This is a genomic window from Actinosynnema sp. NPDC059797, from assembly GCF_042732085.1.
Lineage (GTDB): Bacteria > Actinomycetota > Actinomycetes > Mycobacteriales > Pseudonocardiaceae > Actinosynnema.
The window spans coordinates 23,833-36,932 of record NZ_JBHWIE010000025.1; the positions used below are offsets into that span (position 1 = coordinate 23,833).

The window sequence follows — 13,100 nt, forward strand, 5'->3', positions numbered from 1 at the left end:
GCCGACCTGGCAGGGATGGGGTCGGTGTGGTGATGAACGTATCGACCTGGGGTTCAGCGGCCATCGGGGATTACTCCCCGTAGATCCCGCAACCACTATGGGGTGTCAGTCGTTCACTCCCTAGGGGATTAGGGGATCGGCTTGTGACCTAGTCGTGACCCGTGTAGGTACAGCCGTACTTCGATCAGGTGAGAAGGGGGCTCCTAGTTGCCGTACGTCCTCGGGGTCGACGTGGGCACCACGCGCACGGCGGCGGCCGTGTGCCGGCTGGGCGGCGCCGGGCGCGGCGAGCCCGAGCCGGTCGGCCTGGGCGGTCCCGGCGGCGGGGTGGCGACGGCGGTGCAGCTCACCGCGGACGGCACGGTCCTCGTGGGCGAGCCGGGCGACCCCGCGTGGACGGCGACCGGGTTCGCCCGCCGCGTCGGCGACGTGGTGCCCGTGGTGCTCGGGACCGAGCGGTGCACGCCCGAGGAGCTGACCGCGCTGCTGGTCAAGTGGGTGGTCAACCAGGTCGCGGCCCGCGAGGGCGGGTACCCGCGGCACGTCGCGGTGGCGCACCCGCCCGGCTGGGGCGCGCACGCCAAGGGCCTCCTGCACCGGGCGCTGCGCGCCACCGGCGTCGAGGCGTCCCTGGTGCCGGAACCGGTCGCGGCGGCCGAGAACCACGCGTTCAACCGGCCGTTCACCGGCGCGCTCGGGGTCTTCAGCCTGGGCAGCCACGCGTTCTCCTCGGCCGTCGTCACCACCGCCGCCGGGGGCGGCTACGAGCTGGTCGCCGCGGTCGAGGGCGTCGACCAGGACGCCGGCGCGGACTTCGACGACGCGGTGTTCGCGCACGTCCGCGCCTCCCTCGGGCGGGAGCTGGCCGACCTGGACGTCGAGGACCCGCGGGCCCGCGCGCTGTTCGCCCGGCTGCGGCGCGACTGCGAGGCGGCCAAGCGGCTGCTGTCCGGCACCGTCGAGACCTCGATCCCGGCGCACCTGCCGTCCGGGCGCGTGGACGTGCCGCTGACCAGGGCGAAGTTCGAGGAGCTGATCCGGCCGGCGGTCGAGCACGCGGTCGCCGAGCACGCCCGCGTCGCCGCCGGCGCGGGGACGACCGTGCTGGTCGGCGGCAGCGCCCGCATCCCGCTGATCGCCGCGTCGCTGCCCGGCCCGGTGCTGGTGGAGGCCGCGCCGGAGACCTCGGTGGTCAAGGGCGCGGCGCTCGCGGCCCGCCGGCTGGTCGTCGGGCCCGAGTCGGAGCCCGAGCCCATCGAGACGTCCGTGATGCTGCGCGACGACGACCCGCTGCTGCGCTTCCCCGTCGGCGGCGCCGACCCGGCCGACGCGGAGTTCGCCCCGCCGCCGCCCCGGCCGCCCGTCGACATCACCCCGCTGGACCTGCCCGAGCGGCGCTCGGTGAAGCGCGTCGTGCGCGGCCTGGCGCCCATCGGCGGCCACCGCCGCGCCCGCAACCACGAGGACGGTCGTTGAACCAGGCGATGATCACCCGGCCGGTGCTGTCCCAGCAGGTCGAGCAGGTCCTGGACGCCATAGCGTCCGGCGTGCCCGCGCGGCTCGGCGTCGTCGCGCCCGGCGGGTACGGCAAGACCACCGCGCTGCGGGAGTTCGCGCGGGCGTTCGAGGACGCGGGCGTCGAGGCCGTGGTCGTGGACGACGCGCACCTGCTGCCGGAGGCGGAGCTGCTGGAGCTGCGCGCGGCGGTCGAGCGGGGCGACCGGCCGGTCGTCGTGGCCCACCGGCCGTGGCCCCGGTCGCGGGCGCTGGCCGCGCTGGCCGAGTCGCTGGGCCGGGTCCGGCCCGCGCTGATGCCCGAGCCGTTCACCCGCGACGAGGTGCGCGCCGTGCTGCCCGCGCCCGCGCGGGGGCTGGCGGAGTTCGTGCACCGGCAGACCGGCGGCGTGCCGCGGTTCGTGGCGCGGCTGTCCGGGCTGACCGCGCCCGAGGTGCCCGCCGAGGTGGTGGCGTCGTTCCGGGCGGACCTGGACTGGCTCGAACCGGACGTGCAGAAGTTCCTGCTCGCCGCCGAGGCCGGCGCCGCGCTGCGGCTGGACCTGCTCGGCGGGCTGCTGGGCGTCGACGTGGACGAGGTCGGGGACGTCATCGAGGCGGCCCGCGCCACCGGGCTGCTCGGGCCGGACGGGGCGCTGCTGCCGATCGCGCGCACCGCCGTGGCCGCGCTGAGCCGCACCGACCGGCGGATCGCGGTGCGGCAGAAGCTGGCCGAGCTGCAACTGCGGTCCGGCGGCCCGGTGCTGGAGCTGGTGCGGCCCCTGGTCGGGGTGGCCGGGCCGGGGATGGCGGCGGCGTTCCAGGCGGCGGCCGGCGAGGCGCTGCCGTCCGACCCGGCGCTGGCGGCCCGGCTGCTGGCCGCCGTCGGCACGCCCACGGCCGAGGTCGCGGTGCGGCGGGCGGTGGCGTCGGCGATGGCGGGCGACCTGGACGCGGCGCTGCGGCTGGCGGACCAGGTGATCGCCGGCGGGTCGGCGCACCGGGGCGCGGCCGCGGAGGTGGCCGCCATCGCGCTGGCGCACCGGGGCCAGTTGGCGCGCAGCACCGAGCTGCACCGGTGGTCGCCGAGCGCCACGTCCACCGCGTTCGCGGTGATCGGCCAGGTGGGCACGGGCAGGCTGCCCGCCGCGGCCCTGCCGCCCGCGCCGCCGACCATGCTCGACGGAGCCGCTTCCCTGATGGCGCAAGGGGTCGTGGAGTCCGTCACCGGCGCGCCGACCTCGGCGCTGTCCACCCTGGTGCGCGCGACCGGCCTGCTGGAGCCCGCGGGCCGCTCCGTGCTGCTGCCGGACACGCCCGCCGCGCTGGCCGCGCTGGTGGCCCTGCACGGCGGCGAGCTGTCGGTGGCGGAGTCGGTGCTGGACCGGGCGGTGGCGACGTCGCTGGGCGGCGCGCTGATGTCCGTGCGGCACAGGCTGTTGCGGGCGTGGGTCGAGATGCTGCGCGGGAACCTGGGCGCGGCGCGCGAGGCGCTGCTGGCGCTGCGCCGGGCCGGGCGGCCGCTGGAGGCGCGGGACTGGCTGTTCGCGGTGGCGCTGGAGGTCGGCGTGGCGCGGCGGGACAGCGACCTGGCGACGTTGAAGCGCACCTGGGAGCAGGCGTGCGAGGCCGTGCTGCGGCACCCGGTCGACCTGTTCGCGTTCTTACCGCTGGGCGAGTTCGCCGCGGCGGCCGCGAGGCTGCGCGACCAGCACCGGCTGGCCCACCACCTGGGCGCGGCCCGGAACCTGTTGCGGGACCTGGGTGATCCGCCTTTGTGGGCGGTGCCGCTGCACTGGAGCGCGCTGCACGCGGCCATCACCGCGGAGGAGACGTCGGCGGCCGAGGAGCACGCGGCGTCGCTGGCGGCGTGCGCGTCGCGGAGCCGGTACGCGGCGGTCGTGTCGGCGGCGGCGGAGAGCTGGCTGGACGTGCTGGCGGGCAAGGTCGACGCGGACCTGGTCGAGGCGGCCGCGCGGGGGCTGCACGCGGTGGGCCAGTGGTGGGACGCGGCCAGGCTGGCGGGGCAGGCGGCGATCCGCACGTCCGACCGGCAGGCGATGGTGCGGCTGCTGGACTGCGCGAGGCTGTTGCAGGGCCGGCCCGCGGGGGCGGCGCGCAGGCAGCCGGAGCCGGTGGTCGAGGCCGACGCGGGCAAGCTCAGCGACCGGGAGCGCGAGGTGGCGGAGCTGGTCGTCGGAGGGCTGACGTACAAGCAGGTGGGCGACCGGCTGTTCATCTCGGCGAAGACGGTGGAGCACCACGTGGCCCGGATGAGGCAGCGGCTCGGGTGCGGCAGCCGCGCGGAACTGCTGGAGCAACTCCGCCAGATCGTCGGCTGATCACCCGAAAGTGATCTTGCGCCGCTCGAACACCTGTTCGAGCATGGAGTCATGCGAACTTCGTCGGAACTCCGCCCCGTCCTCGTCTTTGCCACCTCTGACCTGGCCATACCTCCTTGTCCGGCCTCTTTCGGCCCACCTCCTTGCTCGGCTGTGCTAAATTTTGCTCATGCGAGCAAAGTCGGTCACGGAGCAGGCGAGGCGGGCGCAGATCGTGGACGCGGCGATCGCCACGCTGGCCGAGCTGGGCTACGGGGCGACGTCGTTCAAGCAGATCGCCGCTCGCGCCGGGCTGAGCAGCACGGGCCTGATCTCGTACCACTTCAAGGGCAAGCAGGAGCTGGTCGACGAGGTCTACGCCGAGGTGCACCGCAGGTTCACCGCGTTCGTGCTGGACCGGGTGGACCGGTCCGACTCCGCCCGGGGCGAGCTGGAGGCGTTCCTGCGGGCCAACCTGCGGTTCATGGCGGCGCACCGGAGCGAGATGGTGGCGCTGCTCCAGGTCCGGCCGCACGTCTCCGCCGCCGACAACGCCGACGACGACCACCGCGCGATGGCCGACCTCCTCCGGGAGGGGCAGTCGGCGGGGGAGTTCCGGGAGTTCGACGCGGACGCGATGGCGATCTTCGTCCTGGCGCTGCGCAACGGGGTGCTCGCCAGGGCGGCCGATCACGCGGAGGTCGACCTCGACCTCTGTGAACGCGAGCTGATCACGATGGTGGGGCTCGCCGTGACGAGGGGGTAGTGACATGCGTCGGGGGACGTTGGCGCTGACCGCGGCACTGCTGGCGACGGCGTGCTCGGCCGGCGGGGGAGGGACCGGTGGGCGAGATGCGGGCCGAGGAGAAGGGGGCGGTGCCGTGCGGGACGACGTGGTGCGGGTCGAGACGGGGGAGGTCCGCGGCACGGTGCACACCGACCGCGCGGTCTTCCAGGGCATCCCGTACGCCGCGCGGACGGGGGGTGGGAACCGGTGGCGGGCTCCGCAGCCGCCGGTGCCCTGGAGCGGCGTCCGGGACGCCACCAGGCCGGGCAGCCCGTGCCCGCAGGTGGGATCGTCCTATTCGGACGCCACGTCGACGGACGAGGACTGCCTGTTCCTCAACGTCACCACTCCCGCCACCGAGGGCCGCCAGCCGGTCCTGGTGTGGTTGCACGGCGACGGCGCGGTCGGCGCGGGCCACTACTTCGACGCCCGTGCCCTGGCCACCCGGGGCGACGTGGTGGTGGTTACGCCCAACTACCGGCTCGGCGTGTTCGGCGGTTTCGGACTGCCGGGCCTGGAGGGCTCGGGCACGTTCGGCCTCCAGGACCAGCGGGCCGCGCTGGAGTGGGTGCGGCGCAACATCGGGGGCTTCGGCGGCGACCCGGGCAACGTGACGCTGTTCGGCGTCTCCTACGGCGCCACCTCGATCGCGGCGCACCTGGTCTCGCCGAAGTCGCGCGGCCTGTTCGACAAGGCCATCACGCACAGCGGCTTCGCACTGGCCGACCTGCCCGCGGAGGCCTGGTACCCGGAGCTGCCCGCGCTGCCGTGGCTGGGCTGGCGCGACACCGCGGAGGTCCAGGCCGCCGGGCAGGCCGTCGCCGCCGAGCTGGGCTGCGCCGACGTCGACTGCCTGCGCGGGCTGCCCGCGGAGCAGGTCCTCGGGCACCCGATGGTGATGAACATCTTCCAGCCCTACGGCTACGGCAACCCCGACCTGCCCGCGGTGCCCGCCGAAGCCCTGGAGGCGGGCGAGTTCGCGCGGGTCCCGGTGCTGGCGGGCACCACGCGGGACGAGCACCGCGGCATCGTGGCGACCTTCCGCGGCGAGGTCGGACCCCGGGACTACCCGAGGCTGCTCGCCCTGGCCTTCGGCGACCGGGCGGCCGAGGTGGAGCGGGAGTACCCGCTGACCGCGTTCGACGACGCGACCCGGGCGTGGGCGGCCGTGATGACCGACCGGGTGTGGGCGAGGCCGACGTTCCGGCAGCACCGGTTGCTGGCCGCGCACACGCCGACGTTCGCGTTCGAGTTCGCCGACCCGGCCGCCTCGGAGCTGGGCGCGAGCCACGGCACGGACATCGAGTACCTGTTCCCGGACCGCGAGTTGACCGGTGGTCGACGCGAACTGTCGGAGGTGATGATCGACTACTGGTCCAACTTCGCCCGCACCGGCGACCCCAACGGCGACGGCCTGCCGGCGTGGCCGGGCTTCGCCGAGGACGAGCACGTGCAGTCGCTCGCGCCGGGCGCGATCACCGGTGTGGACTTCCGGGCGACGCACCGACTCGACTTCTGGGAGGACGAGTAGCGGGGGCGGGGGCTCAGTCGCGCCGGCTCGCGTGCAGCAGGACCAGCCCGATGCCCGCGATGACGAAGTTCTGGAAAGCGGGCGTCAGCCCGTTCCAGTCCTTCGACTGCCACATGGCGAACCACTCGCCGCCGATCGCGATGAACCCGGCGCCGAACAGCAGCGCCTGCATGACCCAGCCGGTGGACGACAGCCGCCGCGCCACGTCCTCGCGGCGGCGCAGCCAGGACACCAGGGCCGCGATCATCACCAGGGCGGTCACCGCTTCCCACAGGATGATCAGCACGTACGCGATGGTCACCACGGCCGGGCTGGTGATGGCGCGCCACGTGGTGTTCGGCGAGCCGAACGTGGTGTCCATCGCGAACACGTGCTGCACGAACGCGTGGTTGGTGTCGTAGTCGGTGATGTTCCCGAACACCACGAGAGTCAGGTAGAGCGCGGTGATGCCGGTCAACGACGCGATCGCGGCCTGCGGGCTCCCCACCCGGGCAAGAAAACGCATGTACCGCAACATAGCCACAATCCGCCGGAAGTCCACGAGGGTCGGCGGCGGCCGGCCGGCCCGCGGGCGCGGGCGGAGAGGAGGGCCGTTCGACGACGCGCCCGAACCCCGCAGGTCAGCTCGAGTGGGGGAACCGGGCGCGGGGACGCGGTGCGGCCGATCGGGGGTGACCGGAACCGCCGGAACGCCTGCGGTTTCACCAGAGTTGTGGTTCGGACCACCAGCCCGCGCAAGGCATCCCTCCACCCCGACTGGCTCCCTCGCCCCCCGTGCCGCGCCGCGTCCCGCCGCCCTGCCGCGCCGCACCACCCCGTCACGAACAGGGCGGCTCGTCACGAACAGGGCGGCTCGTCACGAACAGGGCGGCTCGTAGTCCAACTGGGGCAGGTGCTCGCGCCACAGCTCCTCGGTCAACGTCCCCTTGGTCTTGGCGCACACCCGCTGGATCACGTGGTCCAGCGAGAGGTCCCACAACCGCACCGTGCTGTCCGTGCTGGACGACGCCACCACGGCCTCCCCACCCGGCTTGAACGCGATGCCGCGCAGGGGCCCCTCGTGCCCGCTCAGCACCCCCTCCAGCGGCGAGGGCCGCTGCGGGTCGCGCACGTCCCACAGCCGGATCGTGCTGTCCTCGCCGCCGCCGGCCAGGTACTGCCCGTCGGCGCTGAAGTCCACCGTGACCACGCCTTCGACGTGACCGGTGAGCGGCGCGCCGATCGGCTTGACCCGGTTCAGCGTGCCCAGGTCCCACAGCCGGACGGTCTTGTCGTCGCTGGCGGTGGCCAGGACCTCGCCGTCCGGGCTGACGGCGCCCGCGCGCACCGCGCCGCTGTGCCCGGTCAGCGGGTGCCCGATCGGCTGGGCGGCGGCCGGGTCGGCGACGTTCCACAGCCGCACGGTCTGGTCCGCGCCGCCGGTGACGAGCGTCCGGCCGTCCCGGGTGAAGCCGGTGTAGTACACGTAGCCCTCGTGGCCGACGAGCGGGCCGCCGAGCCGCGCGGGGTGTTCCCGGTCGCCGATGTCCCACAGCTGCACGGACTCGTCGTCGTGCCCGGTCACCAGCACCCGCCCGTCGGGGCTGAGCGCCACCGGCGAGCTGTACCGGGTGCCGACCTCGATGGGTTCGCCCAGGGGCCGGGGCCGGTCGGGGTCGGCGAGGTCCCACAGCCGCACCACCTTGTCGCTGACGCTGACCAGCGTCCGCCCGTCGGCGCTCACCGCCAGCGCCCACACCGGCGCGCCGTGCCGGACGGCGGCGGTGATGCGCGGCGCGGCGGGGTCCCGGACGTCCCACACGTGGATCACCTCGTCCTCGGCGGCGGTCACGAGCCGCCTGCCGTCCGGGGTGAAGCGGGGGTCGGTGGTGCTGGCGGAGTGCCCGACCAGCACGCCGGTCGGCAGCGACCACAGGCGCACGGCCGAGTCGTGGCTGCCGGTGGCCAGGGTGCGGCCGTCGGGGCTGAAGCCGACCGCGTACACGGTGCCGTTGCGGCCGGTCAGGGGTTGTCCCAGGGACCTCGGGCGGGCCGGGTCGGTGACGTTCCACAGCCGGGTGGTGCCGTCGGCGCCGGAGGAGGCCAGCACCCGGCCGTCGGGGTTGAAGTCGACCGACCAGACCCCGCCGGTGTGGCCGGTCAGCGGGCGCCCGATCGGCTGCGGCGCGGCCGGGTCGGTCACGTCGAACAGGTGCACGGTCCAGTCCTCGCTGCCCGCGGCCAGCACCCGGCCGTCGGGGCTGAACGAGACCGAGTGCACGTCGTCGTCGAACCCGGCGAGCGGCGCGCCGAGCCGCTTGGGCGCCAGGCGGTCCCGCACGTCGAACAGGGTGACCGTGTCGTCGTCGCCGCCGGTGGCGAGCAGGGTCCCGTCGGGGCTGAACGCGACCGACCGGACCTGCCCGGTGTGCCCGCGCAGCGGTTCGCCGAGCCGCCGGGGGTTCGCCGGGTCGGCCACGTCCCACAGCTGCGCGGTGTGGTCGGCGTTGGCGGTGACCAGCGTCCTGGAGTCGGGGGTGAACGCCAGCAGGTAGATGGTGTCGTGGTCGCGGCCCAGCGGCTGGCCGAGCGAGCGCGGCCGGCCCGGGTCGCTGACGTCCCACAGCAGCAGGGTGCGGTCGTCGCCGGCGGTGGCGAGGGTCCTGCCGTCCGGGCTGAACACGGCCGAGGACACCCAGCCGCGGTGCCCCAGCAGCGGCGAGCCGAGCGGGCGCGGGTGGTCGGGGTCGCGCAGGTCCCACAGCCGCACGGTCTGGTCGTAGCTGGCCGTGGCCAGGGTCTTGCCGTCGGGGGAGAACGACGTCAGGTACACCGGGCCGGTGTGCCCGAGCAGCACCGTGGCCAGCGGCGTGGTCTGCGTGGACAGCAGGCGGGTGCGCACCTCGGGGTCGTCCGGGCGCATCCGGTGGGCGACCAGGTCGAACAGGGCCGACAGCGACGGGTCGCTCTCGTCCAGCCGGTCGGCCTCGGCCACGACCTGCCGGAACACCGCGTCGTCGCGCTGCCGCACGGCCACCACGGCGGCGGTGGCGGCGATCAGCGCGAGCACGACCACGATCGCGGCCGCCGCGCGCATGCCCCACGCGGCGCGCCTGCGGTGCTGCGTGGACACGGCGAGGAAGTCCTGGGCGGTGCCGGTGAGGCCGCCGGGTCCGGCGGCGTCCGCCCAGTGCCGGGCGGTCTCCAGCCGCGCGCCCCGGTAGAGCAGGGACGAGTCGCGGTCCTCGGCCGCCCACGCCGCCGCGTCCTCCTCCAGCCGCTGCCGCAGCAGTTGCCCCTCGCGGTCCTGGTCGATCCAGCTGCGCAGCCGCGGCCACGCCTGGAGCAGCGCCTCGTGCGTGATCTCCACCGAGCCCGCGTCGAGGGTGACGAGGCGGGCGCGGGCCAGCGTTTCCAGGGCCTGCTCGCCCGCGGCCCGGTTGGCGGTCTGCTCGACCAGCTCGTGCCGGGTGGAGCGGCGGCGCGTGTCCTGGGTGTCCTCGCCGACGCGGACCAGGCGCAGCAGCAGCGGCCGGGCGGCCTGCTGCGCCTCGGGCGCCAGGTCGGCCCACGCGCGTTCGGCGGTGGCCGCGACCGCGCCCTGGATGCCGCCCGCCGACCGGTAGCCGGCGATGGTCAGCTTGCCCGCCTGCCGCCGCTGCCAGGTGGCCAGCAGGGCGTGCGAGAGCAGCGGCAGCGCGCCCGCGTCGTAGGCGCCCTGGCCGGCGCGCGACCGCGGCCGGCTGCCGCGCACGCCCAGGTCGCGCAGCATCAGCTCGACCAGGCCCGGTTCGAGCTGGAGGCCCGCCGCCTTCGCGGGCCGCGACACCGCCTCGCGCAGCTCGGCCGACGTCATCGGGCCCAGCACCATCTGCCGGTCCTGGAGCGCGTCGGCCAGCTCGGGGAACACCAGGCAGCGGCCGTAGAAGTCGGCCCGCACGCCCACCAGCACCAGCGCGGGCGGCTCGCCGCCGGGGACCGCGGGCGTGCACGCCACGTGCAGCGCCTGCACGAACACCTGCACCCGGTGCTCGTCCGGCGCGAGCGTGAACGCCTCCTCGAACTGGTCGACCGCCACCACGACCCGGTCGCCGCCGTGCCGCGCGGCGTACGCGGCGAACGCCGCCCGGATCCGCCCGGCGAACCGCATCACGCCCAGCAGCGTCTGCCCCGGGAACGGGTCCGGGCCGGGCCCGCCCGCCTCCCGGTCGTGCTCCGACCCGTCCGGACCGGGCCGCGCGTCGAGCACGTCGGCCAGTTCCGGCACCTGCCGGACGAGTTCGCCGATCGGGTCCGCGCCGGGCGTGACGACCACCGCGGGCCATTTCTCGGAACCGTCGACGGCCAGTTCGCCCGCGCGAATGGCCGGAATGACGCCTGCGCGCACGAGTGACGATTTGCCGGCGCCCGAAGCGCCCACCAGCATGACTATTCCGCCGGTTTCCGCGGCGCTGCCCAGCCGGGACACCAATGCGGCGGTGCTGCGTTCCCGGCCGAAGAACCAGTTCGAATCCTCGGCCTGGAACGCGGCCAGTCCCCGGTAGGGGCACACGCCGATCTCGTCGGAGCTGGGCGGCTCCTCGTCCTCGGCGGGCGACGCCGGGCTCGCCAGCGCCTCCTCCCACAGCGCCCGCCACGCGTCGAGGTCGTACAGGCCGGGCGCGGGCGGCTGCGGGCGGGTCTTGCGCGCCTCCCCGATGAGGACCTCGAGGACTACCGAGAGTGCCGAGAACCGAGCCGGGACGTTGCGCCCGCGGCGCCAGTCGCTGACCCGCTGCGCGGTCGCCCGGACCGGGCGGCCCCGCTCGTCGGTGCGCCTGGCCCGGCCGACCGATTCGGTCACCCGCTTCAGCGGCGGGTCGCCCGCCTCGGCGTAGAGCAGGGCGAACCGCTCCGCGAAGAGGGCTCGGGGACCCGACCCCCGACCGGAAGCAGTCATCCGCGGCGAGCCTCCTCGGGCCGGTCTTCCGGACCGGAAAACCGGTGTGAGCGCGTGAACAGGTCTTTTGTGGACCGGTGGAGCAGCAGGCAGTCCACCCTAACCAGTTCGGGTGCCAAGCTGGCCGGGACGTTCCGGTGCGTCGTCGAAGTGGTGCGAAGGGACCGGTCCAAGTGGTTTTGCAGGCAACTACCGCTACTGGCGGCGCGGCCTCGACTGAGGAGTCCTGGGGGTCTTCTCAGCGGAGCGCGCCCGGCCACCGCGGTCGCTGGAACGGCGCGGCGACCTGCCATGCCGACCGCGATCGGCGGTGACCCGACCGGCGCCACGCCGGTCACGGCCCGTGAGGACCGGGCGTGCCCCGGTGAAGCACGGGTCTGCCCGATCCTGCGCACCGTGCTCGACGCGCACGGCCGGGATCGGGCCGAGGTGAGGCTGGACCTGCTCGCCCGCCTCACCGCCCCGCTGCCCGCCTGACCGGGCCGGGTCGAGCCGGGACGCGCACGGCGCGGTGCGGTTCCGGCCCCGGGACGCCGATGTCGTTTTTCCGCCAGCCAACGGTCCGGCCTTGCCGGATGCTGGTGCGGTGCACCAAGACGCGGAACGCTGTGCCCGGGCCGTCCGGTCCAAAGACGCCCGGTTCGACGGTTGGTTCTTCACCGCGGTGCTGACCACCGGGATCTATTGCCGGCCGAGTTGTCCGGTGGTGCCGCCCAAGGTCGAGAACATGCGCTTCTACCCGAGTGCGGCGGCGGCGCAACAAGCGGGATTCCGGGCGTGCAAGAGGTGCCGCCCCGACGCCTCGCCGGGGTCGCCGCTGTGGAGCCACCGCGCGGACGCCGTGGCCAAGGCGATGCGGATGATCGCCGACGGCGTGGTGGACCGCGAGGGCGTGCCCGGCCTGGCCCGCGACCTCGGCTACAGCGTCCGCCAGCTCGAACGGCTGCTGCTCGCCGAACTGGGCGCGGGACCCCTGGCGCTGGCCAGGGCGCAGCGCGCGCAGACCGCCCGGCTGCTCATCGAGACCACGTCGCTGCCGATGACCGAGGTCGCGCAGGCCGCCGGGTTCGCCAGCGTGCGGGCGTTCAACGAGACGGTGCGCGAGGTCTTCGCCCTGTCGCCGACCGACCTGCGCGCCCGCCGCGGCCCCGCGCCGGAAGCGCCCGGCGTGCTGTCGCTGCGGCTGCCGTTCCGCGCGCCGCTGTGCCCGGACAACCTGTTCGGCCACCTGGCCGCGACCGCCGTGCCCGGCGTGGAGGAGTGGCGCGACGGCGCGTACCGGCGCACCCTGCGCCTGCCGCACGGGCACGGCGTGGTCTCGCTGAGCCCGCGACCGGACCACGTGGCGTGCCGGCTGTCGCTCGGCGACCTGCGCGACCTGTCCATCGCCATCGCCCGCTGCCGCCGGCTGCTGGACCTCGACGCCGACCCGGTCGCGGTGGACGAGCAGCTCGCCGCCGACCCGCTCCTGGCACCCCTGGTCGCCCGGGCGCCCGGCCGCCGCGTGCCCGGCACGGTCGACGCCGCCGAGTTCGCCGTGCGGGCCCTGCTCGGCCAGCAGGTCTCGACCGCCGCCGCCCGCACCCACGCGGCCAGGCTCGTCGAAGCGGTGGGCGACCGGGTCGAGGACGTCGGCCTGACCCACCTGTTCCCCACCCCCGAGGCGCTGGCCTCCCTCGACCCGGCGGTGCTCGCCGTGCCGGGGTCGCGCCGCACCGCGTTCCGCGCCCTGGTCACCGCGCTGGCCGACGGCTCGGTGGACCTGGGCGTCGGCGCGGACTGGGAACGGGCCCGCGCCGCCCTGCTCGCGCTGCCCGGCATCGGGCCGTGGACGGTCGAGGTGATCGCGATGCGCGCGCTGGGCGACCCCGACGCGTTCATCCCCACCGACCTGGGCATCCGGATCGCCGCCCGCGACCTCGGCCTGCCCGGCACCCCCGCCGCCCTGGTGCGGCGGGCGCAGGCGTGGCGCCCCTGGCGGGCCTACGCCGTCCAGCACCTCTGGGCGACCGGCGACCACGCGGTCAACCGGCTGCCCGCGTGAAAGGA

The 13,100-nt window shown here is 75.3% G+C and carries 8 protein-coding genes; 6 read left to right on the top strand and 2 right to left on the bottom strand.

Going from position 1 to position 13,100, the window contains the following annotated elements; genetic code table 11:
- The first annotated feature begins 207 nt into the window (after positions 1 to 207).
- The 4 genes from ACFV4N_RS10320 to ACFV4N_RS10335 all read left to right on the top strand — a co-directional run bounded on the left by ACFV4N_RS10320 (position 208) and on the right by ACFV4N_RS10335 (position 6,133).
- Positions 208 to 1,476, top strand: a complete 1,269-nt coding sequence (locus ACFV4N_RS10320; protein ID WP_499672183.1) for an Hsp70 family protein — start codon at positions 208 to 210, stop codon at positions 1,474 to 1,476.
- An 8-nt stretch (positions 1,477 to 1,484) separates the two neighbouring features.
- Positions 1,485 to 3,836: a helix-turn-helix transcriptional regulator gene (locus ACFV4N_RS10325; protein WP_499672211.1), complete on the top strand. Its 2,352-nt coding sequence runs from the start codon at positions 1,485 to 1,487 to the stop codon at positions 3,834 to 3,836.
- A gap of 169 nt (positions 3,837 to 4,005) precedes the next feature.
- Complete coding sequence (locus ACFV4N_RS10330) at positions 4,006 to 4,581, top strand: TetR/AcrR family transcriptional regulator (RefSeq protein ID WP_499672184.1); 576 nt, start codon at positions 4,006 to 4,008, stop codon at positions 4,579 to 4,581.
- Positions 4,582 to 4,696: 115 nt separating this feature from the next.
- Positions 4,697 to 6,133 (top strand): carboxylesterase/lipase family protein, encoded by a 1,437-nt coding sequence (locus tag ACFV4N_RS10335; protein ID WP_499672185.1) that lies wholly within the window; start codon positions 4,697 to 4,699, stop codon positions 6,131 to 6,133.
- A gap of 13 nt (positions 6,134 to 6,146) precedes the next feature.
- On the opposite strand, the gene ACFV4N_RS10340 is transcribed toward ACFV4N_RS10335, so the two are convergent.
- Both ACFV4N_RS10340 and ACFV4N_RS10345 read right to left on the bottom strand, forming a co-directional pair.
- The gene (locus ACFV4N_RS10340) at positions 6,147 to 6,638 is read right to left on the bottom strand and encodes a DUF2165 domain-containing protein (protein WP_499672186.1); all 492 of its coding nucleotides are present in this window, start codon (positions 6,636 to 6,638) and stop codon (positions 6,147 to 6,149) included.
- 351 nt (positions 6,639 to 6,989) lie between these two features.
- Positions 6,990 to 11,051, bottom strand: a complete 4,062-nt coding sequence (locus ACFV4N_RS10345; RefSeq protein ID WP_499672187.1) for an NACHT and WD repeat domain-containing protein — start codon at positions 11,049 to 11,051, stop codon at positions 6,990 to 6,992.
- Positions 11,052 to 11,342: 291 nt separating this feature from the next.
- On the opposite strand from ACFV4N_RS10345, the gene ACFV4N_RS10350 reads away from it, so the two are divergent.
- Positions 11,343 to 11,528, top strand: coding sequence for a hypothetical protein (locus tag ACFV4N_RS10350; protein ID WP_499672188.1), 186 nt, complete (start codon positions 11,343 to 11,345; stop codon positions 11,526 to 11,528).
- A gap of 109 nt (positions 11,529 to 11,637) precedes the next feature.
- Complete coding sequence (locus ACFV4N_RS10355; RefSeq protein ID WP_499672189.1) at positions 11,638 to 13,095, top strand: DNA-3-methyladenine glycosylase 2 family protein; 1,458 nt, start codon at positions 11,638 to 11,640, stop codon at positions 13,093 to 13,095.
- Positions 13,096 to 13,100: the final 5 nt, after the last annotated feature.